Consider the following 17212-nt stretch of genomic DNA (forward strand, 5'->3'; position numbering starts at 1 on the left):
TGTGCGGCGATAGTGGGAGGTCGAGTATGACGACGGCTGCAGGGCTGCAGACCGTATTGACCGTTCCGGCGCGCTTCCGCGGCCCAGAGGGGTCGGCGAACGGCGGCTGGATCGCGGGAACGGTCGCGGAGGCGTTGACAGAGGGCGGCTGCGAATCCGCAGTCGAGGTCACACTTCATGCCCCTACGCCGCTCGAAACCGAGCTCAGTCTCGATCAGGTGGCCAACACGGTCACGGTGTCCGACGGTGAACGCCTCCTCGTCGAGGCCATCCCCGTGGCCGAGCGCCTCAGCGGGCCGGACTTCGTGCCGTTCAACGATGCCGCGAAGGCGGAGGCGGGGTTCCCCGGCCTCGTCGACCACGCGATCGCCGGCTGCTTTGCCTGCGGTCTGCGCGAGCCCGGTGACGGCCTGCGCATCTTCCCCGGCAAGGTCGACGGCAGCGGGCTGTTCGCCGCTGGCTGGCGGGTGCCGTTCACGGTGTCCGACGACGACGGCAACGTGCCCGCCTCGATCGTGTGGGCCGCGCTCGACTGCGTCACCGGCTGGGCTCACTTCCAGCCCGGTGAGTCGGCCCTCCTCGGCCGCCTCACCGCCCAGACGCACCGCCGCGTGTTCCCCGGCGGGACCTACTCCGTCGTGGCCCGCGCAACCGGGCGGGAGGGGCGCAAACTCTTCGGTGAGAGCGCCATCTACGAAGGGGACGGCACTCTCGTCGCCGCGGCTCGTGCGACCTGGATCGTTCCCAAAGCCTGACGTGTCGAGACGTGTTCGCACTTGACCTCAAGCTAACTTGAGTTCCTAGGGTCCGTGGTGTGTCCCTCTCGCGAGGCGAGGGCACACCGCGTCCCCTAGTCACGGAGGTCACGATGCGCGCCATCCGACTGCACACCTTCGGCCCGGCCGAAAACCTCACATACCAGGAGGTTCCCGACCCGGTGCCCGGACAAGGCGCAGTGCGGATCCGGGTCGAGGCCAGCGGAGTGCACCTCCTCGACACCACCCTGAGAAAAGGCTTCGCGGCCGGCCCCCTGCCCGTGTCCGACCTGCCCATGACCCCGGGCCGGGAGGTGGCGGGCACGGTCGACGCCGTCGGCTCCGACGTGGACAGCGGGTGGATCGGCCGGCGGGCCGTCGCCCACCTCGGCCCCGCCAGCGGCGGCTACGCCGAACAGGCCCTCGCCGCCGCCACCTCCCTGCACGAGATCCCCGCGCATCTCGACGCCGCCGCGGCCGTCGCCATGATCGGCACCGGCCGTACGGCTGTCGCCATCCTCGACGTCACGGCGCTCACCTCGCAGGACACCGTCCTCGTCACCGCCGCCGCCGGAGGGCTCGGCAACCTGTTCGTCCAAGCCGCCAAGGCCGTGGGCGCCACCGTCGTCGGCGTGGCCGGAGGAGCCGACAAGGTCGAACGTGTCCAGCGGCTCGGCGCCGACGCCGCCGTCGACTACCTCGCCTCCGACTGGCCGGGAAAGGTCACCGAGGCGCTCGACGGGCGCGGCATCACCGTCGTCATGGACGGTGTGGGCGGGGCCCTCGGCCGTACCGCCATGGAGCAGCTCGACGTCGGCGGCCGGCTCGTGCTGTTCGGCTACAGCTCCGGGGCGATCACGCCCTTCACCTCCGAAGACCTCGCCGAACGCGGCCTCAGCGCCACCTGGGCGCTGCGCCCCCGCCTCATGCGCCGCCCCGGAGCCATGCGCGACCTCGAAACCCGCGCTCTGGCCAAGGCCGCCGCCGGAGAACTGACACCCCTCACCACCCGCTTCCCTTTGGAAAAGGCCGCCGAGGCCCACCGGGCCCTCGAAGGACGCGCCACCGCCGGGAAAGTCGTGCTCATGCCGTGACCGCGGTCAGTTCCAGGAACCGCCCCCCGAAAGCAGCGACACCACCGACGCCTTCGACACCTCCACACACGTCTCGTGGTCTGGGATGTCCATCTGCGCCAGTGCCTCAGCGTCCGTCACCCTGGCCCCCTGCACAATGAAGTTCCCGTTGGGCTTCACGTGCACGATCGGATGCGTGAACCTCGTGATCGTGCCGAGCAGGCCGTCCTTGGCCAGGTGCGTCATCAACTTGGGTGTGATCTCCACCAGCGTCTCGTCGTCCGGCACCTCGATCAGCGCGAGGATCTCCAGATCCGCCACCATCCACCCCTGGATGACATAGGAATCCCGGTCCGTCGCATACAGCGTCGGCGATTCGCCCCCGGTCGACTCCTTGCCCAGGAACACCGGTTTCACCGATCACCCTCCCATGCCTTCGCGCCGAACCCACGACGGCCCCGGCTCCATTCTCTGACACCGTGCGTCAGGACGCGGTCACGGTCAAGGGCCTTCGGCCCTTCCTGTCCCGGTCGTTCGTACGGCACGGCCTCGGCGGACAAAACCCATGCATAAAGCCTGACATCCGTCCCGGCTTGCCCACCTGAAACATCCCACTAAACCATGACGTAAACCTTCTTGACAGAAGCTTGACAGTCATTTGGGCTAAGAAGGACATCGCGCGGTGGCTGGGGAGATGGATGACAGCGCCGCTCTCGGCTTGGGCCGGGGTGGAGATGCCCTGGATACGGGCGGGGGCGGGGGACAGGTTCGGGCGCGCGGTCGCGGGGGCGAGCGGGGGGTGCGGCCGGACCGGCCGGGGAACACGCTTCCGCGAGCGGGGGGAGCGATGGGGGGACAGGGGGTACGGCACGGCCGGCGCGGCCGGGGACGGGAACCCTGCCCGATCGGCGGTCGGACGGCAGCGCGTCCGACCGTCGATCCGTCGGCGTCCGGTCAGTCCGGGTCGGGAGTCGGCACAAGTCCTCGGCTCCTCAGCTCCTCACTTTCCGAGCTCCCGAGCTCCCGAGCTCCCAAGCCCAGGTCAGGAGGGACGCTTGGCCGTGATGCCGCTGCCCGTGGCGATCGTCCTCGCGACCGTCCCGGCACCGGCGCAGTCCTCGCCGTACTTCACCGCGTTGAAGGTGATCTTCGCCGCGGTGAGGCTCTGCCCCGGCGCGGGGCTCTGCGAGCAGACCTGCCAGCCGGTGTCCCGGAACGGGATGCGGTTGGCCCCGGAAGCGTCCTTGATCTCCATGTCGGTGCCGCGCGGCAGGGCGGCCCTGGCCACGCGCACGCTCCTGCCGATGACGTTGGGCATGACGCCGGGCTGGGTGACGATGGGCGGGGTGTCGCCGCCGATGGGGCAGACTTCCCGGGTCTTGACGACGGCGAGGTCGATCACGGCCTCGCGCGAGACACGGCCCGGCGTGGGGTTCTGGGCGCATACACGCCAGTTGCGCTCGTTGAACACGAGACGCCCTCGACCACTGGCGTCGTGGGTCTTGATCCGCGTGTATCCCGCACGGCGGAGCCCGGACCTGGCGTTGCCCAGCTCCATGCCCACCTGAGCGGGAAGGTCGCGAATGACGGACCTCCTGCTCGACTTGGCGGCCTTGCCCGCCGTACCGACCTTGCCAGGGGCGGCCGTCCCCTGCTGGGCCCCGCCCGCCGCCGCACCCGACGCCGCCGCACCCGACGCGCCCCCCGCCGCACCAGGCGCCGAGCCCGAGGCGCCCGAGCCGCCCGAGGCCCCGCCCGAGACGGCGGAGGCGGGCACGGGGCCGCCGGTCGCGGGCGCGGCGGTCGTGTCCCGAGCCGGCTTGATCGGGGCGGGGGCGATCGGCGCGGGCGTGGAGGCGGCGGCACCGGCGACCGGCCCGGTGGCGGCCAGGCCGAACGCGGTGCAGCCGCTGAGCAGGACGAGTCCGGCGACGTTGGTGAAGGTCGTTCTCATGGGTCCCCCTCGTGCTTTGGATCTTGGCGGGGGGACGGCGATCACCCTACCCAGGCCACGCGTACGGCATGCGCATGACTTTCACCCTCTCCCCGAGCGCGCCCGGATCCCGGTAAGCCTGCGCAGAATGTCCCACCAGAACGACGCACCGAACAGCAGCGCCACAAAGGTGACGAGGAACCCCGGCCAGTGCCCCGGCGTCGTGAGCCGATCCCACCACGGCCCGACGTTCCACGTGATGTGCGGGTCCCCGTCCTGCGGTACGGCGACGCCGGCGACGGCGTTGTCGAAGATCTTGACGAGGGCGGGGGAGCTGAGGGTCTCCGTCACACAGGTGTAGGGGTCGGCCGTGTCGGCGTTCGCCGTACACCTGTCCTTGAGCGCGTCGAGCCCTTGGTCGCCGCCTCCGGCGATGGCCGCGACGCCCTCCCTGAAGGCGTGGTCGCGCAGCATCGTCTTGCCGTACTCCAGGGAGTCCATGCTGAACAGCAGCGTGAGGATGAGGCCGAGCGCGGCGACGACCCAGCGCACATAACGCCGGTAGAGGAGGGTGAGGCGGCCCATCTCGGCGTCGAACCACACCTCGACCTCCTGCCGGAAGCGGTTGGCGTCGGCCTGGACGCTTTCCCAGATGCCCTGGAGATGGCCGTGCAGGGGGCTGCGGGCGAGTTTGAGCTTGTCCAGCAGCCCTTCGACGCCGTTCGGCTCGGCCGAGGCGAGTTCCATGACGGCCAGGGCGAACCGGGCGGGCGGCAGGGTGGCGATGCTGGTGCGGCTGCCCTTGGGATGGTCGATCTCGCGGACACGCTCGTAGAGGCGTTCGGTCAGTTCGTTCTCGGCGGATGCCTCCTGCTCGGGAAGGGGCGACATGACCGCCGGGGCGGGTAGGGAGTTGTGCTGGGGGCGCGGGTCGCGGAGGAACGGCAGGGAGGTGAAGACGTCCCTGATTCCGGAGGGGAGGAACGACCTGCCGCGCCGGTCGGGGCCGTCCATGGTGTCGCGGAGGTAGGCCCAGAGGAACTTGCTGCGGATGGACAGCAGCCTCACGATGCCTTCGTTGAGGCCGCTGACCAGCAAGGAGAGGAGAAGGAACGCGACAATAAGGCCGATGGCTAAATCAAGGTAAGTAGAGAGCAAATTCGATCACCCGCAACGTTGATACACCCACGTCACAGGCGACGCAACGGAGGGGTGGCCTCAGGAGCCCCGCGCGGTCAGTAGAAGACGCGCTCCATGACCCGGCGGGCCCGCCTCGTGGCCCTGCGGTAGTCCTCCACGAAGTCCTCCGACCCGCCCGGCGGGTAGCCCAGCGCCCGTGCGATCAGCGCCCGGTCGCGCGCCGCCGTCGGGATGCTGTCGGCCGCCCGGCCCCGCACCAGCATGATGGCGTCCCGGATCCGCGAGGCGAACAGCCACGCCTCCGACAGCACGGCCACATCCGCCTCGTCGAGCAGCTCCGCGCCCGCCGCGGCGCGCAGCGCCTCCAGCGTGCGGGTCGTGCGCAGCTCCGGCACGGCCCCGGCATGGCGCAACTGGACGAGCTGAGCCACCCACTCGACGTCCGACAGGCCGCCCCGGCCGAGCTTGGTGTGCAGGGCCGGGTCCGCGCCGCGCGGCAGCCGTTCGGCCTCCATCCTCGCCTTGAGCGTGCGGATCTCACGCACCGCGTCGTCGCCGACACCGCCGGCCGGATAGCGCAGCGGGCCGATCAGCGTGGTGAACTCCGCGGCGAGCTCGGCGTCGCCCGCCGAGTAGCGGGCCCGCAGCAGCGCCTGCGACTCCCACGGCGACGACCAGCGCCGATAGTAGGCCGCGTAGGACGCCAGCGACCGCACCAGCGGCCCCTGCCGCCCCTCCGGGCGCAGATCCGGGTCGATCAGCAGCGGCGGATCTGGCGCGGGGAGCGCGAGCAGGCGGCGTAGCTCGTTGGCCATCGCGTGCGCGGCCTCCGACGCCTCACGCTCGGACGCGCCCTCGTGCGGCGCGTGGACGAACATCACGTCGGCATCGCTGCCGTAAGAGCACTCGAACCCGCCGAGGCGGCCCATCGCGATCACCGCGAACCTCGTCGGCGGCTCGCCCCGCCGCTCCATCGCCACCTTGGCGGTCGCCGCGTCGAGCGCCGCCTGGATCGTGACGTCGTTCAGCTCGGAGAGCGCCCGGCCCACCTGCTCGATGTCGACGCGGCCCACAAGGTCGGCGACAGCCGTACGGAACAACTCGCGGCGCCGCAGCGCCCGCACGCCGACCACGGCCGACTCGGCGTTGTCGCCGTGGCGCTGCACCCCCGCCTTGACCTCGGTGAGCAGCGTCTCCTTCGGGCGGACGGCGAGCTCGGAGCCGTCGCCGAGCATCATGACCGCCTCGGGGGCGTGCAGCAGCAGGCCCGTCGCGTAGCGGCTCGTGCCGAGCAGGAGCGCCATGGCCTTGGCCGCGGAGGTCTCGTCGCGCAGCAGCCGGAGATACCACGGAGTGGTGCCCAGCTTGTCGCTCACCTGGCGGAACCCCAGCAGCCCGGCGTCGGGGTCGGGCGCGTCGGCGAACCACCCCAGCATCACCGGCAGCAGTGTGCGCTGGATCGCCGCCCGCCGCGACACCCCGCTGGTGAGCGCGGCGATGTGCCGCAGCGCCCCCTCCGGATCGGTGTAGCCGAGCGCTTCGAGCCGCGCCTTGGCCGCCGCCTGCGACAGCCGTTCCTCCTGCTCGGGGAGGCGCGCCACAGCCTGCAGGAGCGGCCGGTAGAACAATTTCTCGTGGAGCCTGCGCGCCTCCATCGCGTGCCTGCGCCAGCGGCTTGTGAACTCGCCCACCGGGTCGACGCCGATGCCGAGCGCCCGCCCGATGCGCCGCAGGTCCGCCGGGTCCTCGGGCACCACATGCGTACGGCGCAGCCGATGCAACTGGACGAGATGCTCGACCGACCGCAGGAACGTGTACGCCTCCGCCAGCGCCTTGGCGTCGTCCCGGCCGACGTATCCTCCCCGCGACAGCGCGGCGAGCGCCGCCAGCGTGGCGCGGCGGCGCAGCAGCGGGTCGTGGCGGCCGTGCACGAGCTGCAGGAGTTGGACGGCGAACTCGATGTCGCGCAGCCCGCCCGGCCCCAGTTTGATCTGGCGTTCGGCCTCCTCGACGCGCACGTGCGCCTCGACGCGCCGCCGCATTGCCTGCACGTCCTCGACGAAGTTGTCCCTGGTCGCGGCCTGCCACACGAGCTCGTTGACCGATTCGGCGTAGCGTCCGCCGAGTTCGAGGTCGCCGGCCACGGGCCTCGCCTTGAGCAGCGCCTGGAACTCCCAGGTCTTGGCCCACCGCCGGTAGTAGGACATGTGGCTGGCCAGCGTGCGCACCAGCGGGCCGTTCTTGCCCTCGGGGCGCAGGTTCGCGTCGACCTCCCAGAGCGACCCCTCCGGCGTCGAGGCGGAGCACGCCTGCATCATGCCCTGCGCCAGCCTGGTGGCGATCTGCAGCGCCGTGGTCTCGTCGACGTCCCCGCGCGGCTCGGCCACGAAGACGGCGTCCACGTCGCTGACGTAGTTGAGCTCCCGCGCCCCGCACTTGCCCATGCCGATCACGGCCAGGCTCACGCTCGCGAACTCGGGCACCTCCGCGCGGGCCAGGGCGAGCCCGGCCGAAAGCGCCGCCGCCGCGAGGTCGGACAGCTCGGCCGTCACCTCGTTCAGCGGCGCCTCCCCCGCCAGGTCGCGGGCGGCGAGATGGAGCAGCCTGTCGCGGTAGGCGACCCGCAGCGCGGCGAGCGCCGCCGCCTTGGGGATCGTCGCCACGGGCTCGGCGTCGGCGGGGGAGGCCCCGACCGCCGTGAGCAGGTCGGCTCTCAGCCCGGCGGTGGAGGGACGCTCCACCGGGTCGCGCAGGACCCTCCAGTGGCCGGGGTGGCGCACCACGTGCTCGGCGAGCGCCGCGCTCACCCCGAACACCTCCAGCAGCCGGGCACGGGCCTGCGGGGCGGTCCGCAGCGCGGCGAGCACGCCGGGGTCGCGGTCGGCCAGGCGGACGAGCGACGAAAGCGCGAGATCCGGCTCGGCCGCGGACACGAGCGCGTCGAGCAGCCCGGGATCGTCGCCCGCCTCGGGGCCGAGCTCTGCCAGCATGCGCTCGGCGCGGGCACCGTCGGCGAATCCCAGCCGGGCCAGTCGACCCGCGGTCGACTGCATCCGGGGCACGCCGCTCACCTCTCCCTCACCAGGGTGGCGTCTCATGGTCGGTCCGTCGACTCCTCATCCTGTCAGCTTGAGGACCCTCGTGACACACCACTCCATCGGGGCGTCGCCGACCAACGTTATCCCGGTGGGGCTGAGGGGATCACCGTGGGGTAGGGTCCACGCGCGGGGTGATGCGACCACTATGTGGATGGTTCATTGACCTCTGAGAGAAATGTCCACCACCATGGATGGACCGAGAACGATCAATCGGTAGGACAAGTGACCATTCCCGCCGAACAGCGAAGAATCGCCGCTGACGAGGTACGGCTCCCGCCCGGGCTCCTCCCCGACGGCAGATCAGGACGGATCCTCGTCGAAGCCCTCCGGCTCTTCGCGGAATACGGATTCCACGACACCTCCATCAGAGACCTCGCCAAAGCCAGCGGCATCCGCTCCGCCACGCTCTACACGCACTACCCCTCCAAAGAGCACGTGCTCGCCGAACTCATACGCCTCGGCCACGAAGCACACCACACCGCACTCGCCGCCGCGCTCCCCGGCACCGCCCCGGGCTCGGCCGAACGGCTCGCCGCCCTCGTCAGGGCCCACGTCCTCGGCTGCGCGCGGTATCCGCTGCTCGCCTCGATCGCCAACAGCGAGCTGCACGCCCTCTCACCAGGGCTCGCCGCCCCCTCGCTGCTCCTGCGGGCCGACTCCCGGCAGATGATGCTCGACACGATCAACCTCGGCCTCGACGCCGGCGTCTTCGACGTCCCCGACCCCTTCCTCGCCCTCACCGCCATCGCCGGCATGGGCATCAGGGTCGCCAACTGGTACGGCTCCGCCACGCCGTACACCCCCGAGGACATCGCCGACTCCTACGCCGCCTTCGCCCTGCGCCTCGCCGGGGCGCGCGCCTAAAGCGCGACCGGGCGGTCCGGCCGGTCCAGCCACACCGACTGGCCCCGGCCATCGGCCGAGGCGCTGAGCCCGAACCGGGTCAGCTCCGGCCTGCCCCGGCCCGTCCACCAGGTGTAGGCCCGTTCCACCTCGTCCCACACCCGCCGGTCGCCCCACTGGACCACCCGCTGCTCGCAGCCGTCGCAGCCGCCGAGCGGGCAGAAGAACACCACAGCCCGCGAACCGCACCGCAGCGAGTGGAAGCACACCCGCAGCAGGCCGTCCGACCACTCCGACGCCGTGTGCACCGCCTCCGGCACCAGCGTCCCGACAACGAACGCGGCGGTGCCGTACCGGCCCCCCAGCAGATCGCCGTGGGGCACCCGCGTCGTCGACTCCGCCGCACCCGGCGGCGGGAGCGGCTCGCCGCCCGGCGGCGCCGCGCAGCGCTGCGACCGCGACACCATGAAGCCCACCGGGTGGAAGAACCTTCCCGTCGCCGTCCCCCCGTCGCCGACCCGCAGGAGCACCAGCCCGCCGCCGACCGTGAACCCCGTGCACCAGGGAAGCACGATCAGCCCTCCCGGCCGCGTCTGCCGGATCCACGCGCCAGGCACCCGCAGTACGGCGAAGCCCGCCTGCACCCTGTCGTACGGTGCCCCCGCCGGCCACCCCGCGTCCCCGTCGCCCGTCACCACCGGCGGCTTCAGCCCCACCGCCCGCAGCCGCGCCCGCGCCGCCTCCGCCACCCCGGGATCGACCTCCACCGCGACGACACCCTCGGCTCCCGCCCGCAGCGCCAGTAGCGCCGCCGTCCACCCCGTCCCCGCCCCGACGTCCAGCACCCGGTGCCCCGGCCGTACGTCCAACGCCGCCAGCATCCGCGCCACCAGCGACGGCCTCGACCCCGACGACGTCGGAAACCTCCCCGCCTCCCGCCCCCGGTGCCGCCCGTCGTCCCACTGCGTCACCATCGCGGTGTCGGAGTCGGCCCACCTGCGCCACATCACCGGGTCCACCCCCCGGTCCACCACCGCCGAACGGGCGGGATAGCCGGTGAAAGGCCACATCCGGTCGGGCAGGAAAAGATGCCTGGGGAGCCTGCGGAAGATCGCCGCCCACTCGGCGTCCACCTCACCGGAGGCGGCCATCTGACGTAACCACGTCGGTGTCTCGGTCATCTGTCCTGTCCCGTTCCCGCTGCGCCAAGCCGTCTCGGCGTGTTCGATTCTGTCGGCATCATGCGGGACGAAGGGGGAGTTCGCAGCGCTTCACCGGGAAGTCGTGGAGCGGGCCGACCCGCTGTGCATCGCCCGGTTCGACTTTCACCGGGCGATGCACTGTTCGCGGCACACTGCTTGCGGTGCCCCGAGGTCAGAGACCTCCTCAACGGGTGGATCTCTACGGCGTGAGAACGACCTTGGTGCAGTCGTCCTTCTTGTTCTTGAACAGCTCGAAACCTCGCGGCGCCTCCCGCAGGGGAAGGTGGTGCGAGATCACGAAGCTGGGATCGATCTGGCCTTCGCGAATCCGCTGCAGCAGAGGCTGGAGGTAGCGCTGAACGTGGCACTGGCCGCCGCGCAGCGTCAGCGACCTGTTCATGAGCGACCCCATCGGGAACCTGTCGAGCAGGCCACCGTAGACGCCGACGACCGACACCACGCCGCCGTTGCGGCAGGCCAGAATGGCCTCGCGGAGCGCGAACGGGCGGTCGGTTTCGAGTCGGGTGGCCTGTTTGACGCGATCGTAGGTGTAGGTCGCCATGGCGGGGTGGTGCGCCTCCATGCCGACCGCGTCGATGCAGGCGTCGGGCCCGCGCCCGCCGGTCATCTCACGCAGCATCTCAAGGACATCGGCATGTTCATAGTTGAGCGGGAAGGCGCCGAGGCGCTCCGCCTTCCGCAGGCGGTAGTCGAACCGGTCGATGCAGATCACCCGGTCCGCGCCCAGCATGTAGGCGCTGGCGACGGCGAACAGGCCGACGGGGCCGGCGCCCCAGACCGCGATGGTGTGCCCCGGTTTGATGTCGCACATCTCCGCGCCCATGTATCCCGTCGGCAGAATGTCCGACAGGAACAGCACCTTGTCGTCGGGCAGGTCGTCTTCGATCGTGATCGGCCCGACGTCCGCGTACGGCACCCGCACATACTCCGCCTGGCCGCCCGCGAAGCCGCCCAGCATGTGCGAGTAGCCGAAGACGCCGGAAGGGGAGTGGCCCAGGAACTTCTCGGCCAGCCCCGCGTTGGGGTTGGAGTTCTCGCACACCGAGAACCACCCCTCCTTGCAGGAGTAGCACCCGCCGCAGGCGATGGGGAACGGCACGACCACACGGTCCCCGACCCGCAGGTTCGCCACGTCGGGACCGACCTCCACCACCTCGCCCATGAACTCGTGGCCGAGGACGTCGCCCTTCTTCACGGTCGGGATGTACCCGTCGACCAGGTGCAGGTCGGAGCCGCAGATCGCGGTCGAGGTGACGCGGACGATCGCGTCGCGCGCGTTCATGATCTCAGGATCGGGGACGTCCATGACCTCCACGTGGCCGCGTCCCATCCAGCAGTTGGCCTTCATGACCGGCCTCCCACCGGCTGCGCGGGGCGCTGCCTGGCCTGGCGCAGCGCGCGCACGCCCTCGGGGCTGCCGTCGGAGCGGAGCACCTCGCCGGTCTCCAGCACCTGCTTGAGGCGGCGCAGGTCGTCGCGGACCTGCTGCTCGGGGTGCTCGCCCAGCATCCTGGCGATCGCCGTACCGAGAGTGCCGCCGGGGACGGCGTACTTCATGGCGACAGTCACGACGGTGCCGCGACCGGCGGGCTCATCGGTGAAGATCACCGATCCCTTGGTGATCACCCGCGAGCCCCGCACGGAGTGCCAGGCGATCAGCTCGTTGGGCCGTTCGTCGATGACCTCGGCCGTCCATTCGATCTCGGTGAAGGGGGCCTTCGCCTTCCAGCGCGAGTGGTACTCGTCGATCGCCCGCACCGACTCCACATGGATCATGAAGTTGGGCAGGTTCTCGACGTCGCGCCAGTACCGGTAGACCTCTTCGCGGGGCCGGTTGATCGTGACCGAGGCGTGGAGCGACATCAGGCTGCGGTGGCGTGTGGCACGCAGCGCCGTGACCAGGTCGACGGCGGTGATGCCCGCCACCACGGCCGTCGCCGCCGCGGTGGTCAGGTCTCCGTTGCGTGTGGGGATCTCTCTGCGTAGTCGCCCCAGCATGGGTGTCCGGTCCAGCATGCGCGTTCGGCGCCGCTTGCGTGTTCGGCCGGTCATCGCCCTGCTCAACAGCACCAGGTCCACCGCGTCGCCGGCGACCCGGCTCCACGCCCAGCGCGTGGGGGTCGCCCCGTTCAGAAGCGTGGCCGCGTGCATCAGCTCGCGTGCGCCCATCGCCGCCGATATGGCGCGAGCCCCGTTGGCCCCCCGGAGCCTGGCCATGGCCCGCGGCGCGACGAGCTGCGCCGCTCCCAGTGTCAGGCCGGCCCAGCCCAGAGCACGTTCCACCTTGTCAGCTTTTTTCCTCATCATTCCTCGCTTTTGCTTTAATCCCCGTACGGCGGCCGCCGCTTACAGCCATGGTCCGCAAACAATGGTCCGCAAACAATGCGATTCCCCTCATGGCCGAAATACCCCGCGAGCCGGGCAATACCCTTTTAGCCCGCGACAACACCATTTCCACGTCCGGTGCCCGGAGAACGGCACCCCGGCCCCGCCGTACCAGGCAGCACCCGGCGGCGCGGTTCCGGACGGCGCGGCCCTGAACGGCGCGGCCCTGAACGGCGCGGCCCTGAACGGCGTGGCCCCGGAAATACGAAGGCGCCCCGCCTGAGCGGGGCGCCTGGACGAGCTGACGGTCGGGCCCGGCTATGAAAGGTCATCCTTCACGCGGAGCCTGGGACCGCGGCCGTTCTACTGGGCAGCGGTGGAGATGCATCTACCGCTGCCGGCTCCCAGGCCGAGTACGCCGACGGAGGTGCCGCACACGGGTGCTGACGCGTTGACGGGTACGTTGGCGCTGACCGGCACGGTGACGTGGGTGCGGTGGAGGAGGGCGTTGCTGATGTCCGTGGGCCCGTGTCCCGCCAGCGCGGGGGCGGCGAAGGCGGCGAGGGCCGCGCCGGTGGTGAGGGCGAGGGCGGCGATTCTGGTTGAGCGTCGCATGATCGAGCCTTTCCGGAACAGAAGGATGTTGTTGGGGGGTGCTCCGAAGTCCGAGACCCTATTGCACGTTCAGTAACAGAGTAAATGCATAGAGTGGCGAAGGAAAGGTCAAATCTGTAGCGCAAGGCGGTGAACGGAGAAGATGAGGTGGATCTTTCCGCTGTAAGCCCCGTGAAAGCTAGAGCTTTTAGGGGCACTCATCCCCATAATGGACACGCGGATACATGCAGATACTGGTGATGTGTGAATGGTCCCCTAGATTTCAGCCGCCCCCGACAGCGCCCGATTTTCATGCCGCATCCCCATAAACCACACAACATTCCGCCGCCCGCACACGTGACGTCCCCGCACACGCGATGTCCCCGCACACCCGCCCTCCCCGGACGCCGGCGGCCTCCTACGGCTCCTCCCCGGCGGCCACGGCGAGCAGCACATCACCGTGACACGGTTGATCAAGATGACACCAGCACGCAAGATCCCGCCCCGCGAGCTCCTCACGGGCCCGCACGACCAGATCGGGCCGCCCGGCCAGATAACCGCGGTACATCTCCACCGACTCCGCGCGGTCCTTGGCCTCCCGCCCCACATGGAATGGATTGTGGAACGGGCTCTGCTTCATCCCGGGCGCGCCCCGGCCCACATAGACCGCCCCTTCGGGCACATGGCCGTGGTAGAGATCCCCTTCGACCTTCACACGTTGTGGCATGCGGCATTCTCCGTCACCCCGCCCCGCCGGCGCACGTGCCCCAGCCCGTGACCCACCCTTCCGAGCTACCCGGCGGAGCCCGTCAGCGTCGACACCTCGACCCTCCCCCGCCCCGCCGAGCGCAGCGCTGCGCTCTGGCGAGATCGCCGGCCGCCTGTGTCAGATGAGCTTTCCCATCCACATGCGCAGACCAAGGTCGTCGAGTTCCATCAGATTCTCCCGAGGGGACCGTCGCCTTCGGGCGGCGGGGGAATCGGGAGCGGGAGGGCCGCCAAGGCCCGAGTGTGCCCTGACCTGTCCGGTCCGCGCGTCGGAGGTCTGCGGTCTTGGGCGTGTCGGATGTGCGGCGGCGTCACGATGACCGGGTGACCCGCCAGGCACGCACCTCCCCGGGTGCGGCGTACGACCTCGGACACCGCGTGGGGCTGTGTGCCGCGACCTTGGCCAGTGCTTCAGGATCTGTCACCGTCTCGCCTTGGAACCAGAACTCGCCGGTTTCCTCGTCCACGAAGACCGCCGGGCACTCGTTCACAGGGGTGACGGGGGTGATACCTACGAAACTCAGCCGCACTGTGCCCTCCGTTGTCTGGTGTGTGACCAAAGGTGACCAGGGCAACCCTAGCCTTCCGGGCCACTCTTGTGAGATCAAGAGATCTCCGAGGTGTTTCGACCCCACTGTCTGCGCTTGGGTGGCGATGGGGGAGGGGTGAGGGCAGGGGGTCACGGGTTATGGGCGGACTATGGGGGGCAACCCCCGGGTGCGTTCGCTCTCGCAGGGTTGGCGGCGGGGGATGGGCCGCGTACGGTTAGCCTGCCAATCTTGCCGTCCAGGACGGTGCCATGACGCAGCGTAATTCCGAATTAGAGGTCCTGCTCACAGAGGCGGGCTACTCACATGCCGCGCTCGCTCGGCAGATCAAGCTTCTCGGCCAACGAGAGCATGGTCTAGATCTACGCTACGACTACCGTGCGGTTCGGCGCTGGCTAGTCGGGGCTGTCCCCGAGGCTCCCACTCCGGCTTTGATCGCCACTATCTTCACCCGAGCCCTCGGCCGGCCCATCGGGTGCGAACAACTCGGGTTCAACTCCGCAGCCTCGGTCAGGCGATCTCTCCTTCTGCCGATTTCTCCGAGCACTAGCGTGGAGACCGTTGTCGAGTTATGGAGGGCCGCCGTCGTGGACCGCCGGAAATTTCTCGCCCAAGCGGCGTTCACTGGAGTCGCTGCGCTGGAAGCAGTGATCGACTGGCGGTTCTCTCCTCCCTCAGCAGCCCCGGCCCAAGCCGCAGGGACCGTGACCGTCCACGAGGGTGATGTGGAGCGGCTTCGTCGAGCACGTGTCGAGTTCGCCGATCTCGACCACGCTCACGGCGGTGGCCACGCTCTTGGATGGCTTCAGCAGTACCTGCACCAGGAGGTCGCGCCGCTTCTTCAGGGGCGCTACAGGGACAAGATCGGCCGGAACCTTTTCCTTGCGGCGGCTACCTTGTCCAACGTTGCTGGGTGGATGGCCATGGATGCCGGTCAGCATGGACTCGGTCAACGCCACTACACCCAGGCCATCGCATTGGCCAAGCATGCCGGCGCTGACGCGTTCGCCGCCTGCGCCTCGGGAAACCTGGCGACGCAGGCGCTGTTCCTGGGGCAAACACAGACCGCTATTCGGCTCACGCGGGCAGCACTCGACAGCAGCACATCTCTGCCCGCAGCGCTCATCGCGCAGATCGCCACCACAGAGGCTCGCGCGCACGCTCTCACTGGCGACGCCTACGAGACCATGCGCCTACTTCGCGAGGCAGATGAGGCGATGACACGTGCGCAGCCAGAAGCTGATCCAGAGTGGTTGGCTCCGTGGACTGAAGCCCATCACGCCGGCGGCGCCATGCACGCCCTACGTGATCTTGGTCGGGTGGCTGAAGCCCAGCAGCGGGCTTCTGACGCGTTGGCGGCGCCGAGTGGCAACGTTCGTACTCGAGCCCTGCATCAGGTACTTCAGGCCAGCGTTTTGGCACGCTCTGGCGAGCTGGACGGTGCTTGCGAGACCGCAACAGAAGTGCGCAACTCTGCGGCAGGTCTGCGATCGAAGCGTCTCAACCAGAGACTGGCCGAGCTGATGGAACTCTTGGACGAGCACCAGGATGTTGGTGTTGTTCGGGACTTTTTTGCTGCCAGTCGTTAGTTCAGAGCGGGAATCCCGTTCTCGCCCTGTTCATGTCGTTAGAGACTCGTTTGTCCTGTGTGTCACGCCAGTCTGGCAGGGAGGGGGGGTGATGCCGAGCAGGGGGCTGCCGGGGCTGATTCGTAGGTCCGACGCTCTAACGCAAAACGGCCTGACACCCATCAGGGTGCCGGGCCGTTCTGTTCCTGCCGACGCTGCTATGCGATCACAAACAACGACAAGCAACCACTGGGGTTTCCCAGCTCGGCGCCCGATTCAGGGAAGATTGCCAAGGTCGGAAAGGGCGGTCGTCACACGTCGTAGAACTGACATATTCACGCAATTGACCAGGCGATTCCTTGATCCTTCAGTGCCCTGTTCGGTCGCTGTTCGGTCTCCCGCTTACCGTGCCAAGACGGGGACTCTCCCGCCGCGCTGACGCCGAGGTGAGCCTGCAGTGCTGCTCGTCCCCCACCGCCTTCTGACGCCTGGACCAGGTGAAAAGTACACGCCTGAAGCCATTGGCGTGAGGCTTATCGACCTCACCGAACGCCATGTCGATGGCTTTCCGAGTCCGGTCCTCGCTGCCTGCCATCAGGTGCGTGTACGTGCGCAACGTGTAGCCCGGGTCTTGGTGCCCGAGGTACTCGGCCAGCGCCTTGATGGACTCGCCAGCGTGGAGCAAGGTGCTGGCGAAGTGGTGCCGCAGCGCATGCATGCCGTGCTTGCGGAACTCCTGGTTGCGCCGGCCTGGGATCGGGGCGGGCCGATCCTTGGCCCTCCCTGCCAGACTGGCGTGACACACAGGACAAACGAGTCTCTAGCGACACGAACAGGGCGAGAACGGGATCTCCGCAACAGTGACCTTGAGCATGACCGACCTGACCACCCCGGCCAGGCATGATGGCCAGGTGGGCAGCACACCTTCCAATCCCCCCGGGCCCGGCGGCCGGGCCCGGCGGCGTACCTTCACCGCCGAATACAAACTCGCGATCCTGGAGGAATACGAACACGCCGACGCACAGGGCCGCGGCGCCATGCTACGCAGGGAGAAACTGCTCACCTCCCACATCTCCGAATGGCGCCGAGCCCGCGACGGCGGCGCCCTGCAAGCACTCGAACCCAGAACCCGCAAACCCGCCAGAACCGCAACCGAGATCGAGAACGAGAAACTCCGCAAAGAACGCGACAGACTCGCCAAAGAACTGGCACAGGCCAAAGCAGCCCTGGAGATCGTGGGAAAAGCGCACGCTTATGCGGGTGATCGCTGTCAAGCGACCGTGTCGTTGAGCGTGTCGATGGCCTTGGCGTATGCAGCTTGACGGTCGATGTCGCCGTGGCGTT

The 17212-nt window shown here is 69.4% G+C and carries 15 protein-coding genes; 5 read left to right on the top strand and 10 right to left on the bottom strand.

Going from position 1 to position 17212, the window contains the following annotated elements; genetic code table 11:
* Nucleotides 1-26 precede the first annotated feature (26 nt).
* Entirely contained in the window at nucleotides 27-755 is a 729-nt protein-coding gene (locus tag BLQ73_RS03335) for a PaaI family thioesterase (RefSeq protein WP_093168072.1), read from the top strand.
* 113 nt (nucleotides 756-868) lie between these two features.
* Nucleotides 869-1849, top strand: coding sequence for a zinc-binding dehydrogenase (locus BLQ73_RS03340; protein WP_093168074.1), 981 nt, complete (start codon nucleotides 869-871; stop codon nucleotides 1847-1849).
* Nucleotides 1850-1855: 6 nt separating this feature from the next.
* Here the strand turns inward: BLQ73_RS03340 and BLQ73_RS03345 are convergent, their stop codons facing one another.
* From BLQ73_RS03345 to BLQ73_RS03360, 4 genes are all read right to left on the bottom strand, one after another.
* Nucleotides 1856-2245 carry a hypothetical protein gene (locus BLQ73_RS03345; RefSeq protein ID WP_093168075.1) on the bottom strand — a complete coding sequence of 130 codons (390 nt, stop codon included), beginning with the start codon at nucleotides 2243-2245 and terminating at the stop codon, nucleotides 1856-1858.
* Nucleotides 2246-2870: 625 nt separating this feature from the next.
* Complete coding sequence (locus BLQ73_RS03350; protein WP_093168077.1) at nucleotides 2871-3782, bottom strand: hypothetical protein; 912 nt, start codon at nucleotides 3780-3782, stop codon at nucleotides 2871-2873.
* Between the two features lie 81 nt (nucleotides 3783-3863).
* Nucleotides 3864-4919, bottom strand: a complete 1056-nt coding sequence (locus tag BLQ73_RS03355; protein ID WP_093168079.1) for a hypothetical protein — start codon at nucleotides 4917-4919, stop codon at nucleotides 3864-3866.
* A 77-nt stretch (nucleotides 4920-4996) separates the two neighbouring features.
* Nucleotides 4997-7999, bottom strand: coding sequence for a bifunctional [glutamine synthetase] adenylyltransferase/[glutamine synthetase]-adenylyl-L-tyrosine phosphorylase (locus BLQ73_RS03360; RefSeq protein WP_176955250.1), 3003 nt, complete (start codon nucleotides 7997-7999; stop codon nucleotides 4997-4999).
* Between the two features lie 222 nt (nucleotides 8000-8221).
* Here BLQ73_RS03360 and BLQ73_RS03365 point away from each other — a divergent pair, with 222 nt between their 5' ends.
* On the top strand, nucleotides 8222-8863 hold the full coding sequence (locus BLQ73_RS03365; RefSeq protein ID WP_245690759.1) for a TetR/AcrR family transcriptional regulator: 642 nt from the start codon (nucleotides 8222-8224) through the stop codon (nucleotides 8861-8863).
* Here the strand turns inward: BLQ73_RS03365 and BLQ73_RS03370 are convergent.
* The 5 genes from BLQ73_RS03370 to BLQ73_RS03390 all read right to left on the bottom strand — a co-directional run bounded on the left by BLQ73_RS03370 (nucleotide 8860) and on the right by BLQ73_RS03390 (nucleotide 13711).
* Nucleotides 8860-10023 (bottom strand): methyltransferase domain-containing protein, encoded by a 1164-nt coding sequence (locus BLQ73_RS03370; RefSeq protein ID WP_093168083.1) that lies wholly within the window; start codon nucleotides 10021-10023, stop codon nucleotides 8860-8862. The genes BLQ73_RS03365 and BLQ73_RS03370 overlap by 4 nt on opposite strands.
* A 220-nt stretch (nucleotides 10024-10243) precedes the next feature.
* A complete protein-coding gene (locus BLQ73_RS03375) occupies nucleotides 10244-11413 on the bottom strand; it encodes a zinc-dependent alcohol dehydrogenase (protein ID WP_093168085.1) in 1170 nt (389 codons plus the stop codon).
* On the bottom strand, nucleotides 11410-12348 hold the full coding sequence (locus BLQ73_RS03380) for an SRPBCC family protein (protein WP_245690760.1): 939 nt from the start codon (nucleotides 12346-12348) through the stop codon (nucleotides 11410-11412). The genes BLQ73_RS03375 and BLQ73_RS03380 overlap by 4 nt, the downstream gene beginning before the upstream one ends.
* Before the next feature lie 405 nt (nucleotides 12349-12753).
* On the bottom strand, nucleotides 12754-13005 hold the full coding sequence (locus BLQ73_RS03385; RefSeq protein ID WP_093168089.1) for a hypothetical protein: 252 nt from the start codon (nucleotides 13003-13005) through the stop codon (nucleotides 12754-12756).
* A 397-nt stretch (nucleotides 13006-13402) separates the two neighbouring features.
* Complete coding sequence (locus BLQ73_RS03390) at nucleotides 13403-13711, bottom strand: DUF4326 domain-containing protein (protein WP_093168091.1); 309 nt, start codon at nucleotides 13709-13711, stop codon at nucleotides 13403-13405.
* Nucleotides 13712-14887: 1176 nt separating this feature from the next.
* Here BLQ73_RS03390 and BLQ73_RS03400 point away from each other — a divergent pair.
* The gene (locus tag BLQ73_RS03400) at nucleotides 14888-15889 is read left to right on the top strand and encodes an NsdA family TPR-like regulatory protein (RefSeq protein ID WP_143020101.1); all 1002 of its coding nucleotides are present in this window, start codon (nucleotides 14888-14890) and stop codon (nucleotides 15887-15889) included.
* Between the two features lie 346 nt (nucleotides 15890-16235).
* Here BLQ73_RS03400 and BLQ73_RS03405 read toward each other — a convergent pair whose 3' ends face one another.
* Nucleotides 16236-16586 (bottom strand): tyrosine-type recombinase/integrase, encoded by a 351-nt coding sequence (locus BLQ73_RS03405; RefSeq protein ID WP_093168097.1) that lies wholly within the window; start codon nucleotides 16584-16586, stop codon nucleotides 16236-16238.
* Between the two features lie 154 nt (nucleotides 16587-16740).
* On the opposite strand from BLQ73_RS03405, the gene BLQ73_RS34900 reads away from it, so the two are divergent.
* Nucleotides 16741-17190, top strand: a complete 450-nt coding sequence (locus BLQ73_RS34900) for a hypothetical protein (RefSeq protein WP_093168099.1) — start codon at nucleotides 16741-16743, stop codon at nucleotides 17188-17190.
* Nucleotides 17191-17212 lie beyond the last annotated feature (22 nt).

It is taken from the genome of Sinosporangium album (assembly GCF_900100605.1).
GTDB classification, from domain to species: Bacteria; Actinomycetota; Actinomycetes; order Streptosporangiales; family Streptosporangiaceae; genus Sinosporangium; species Sinosporangium album.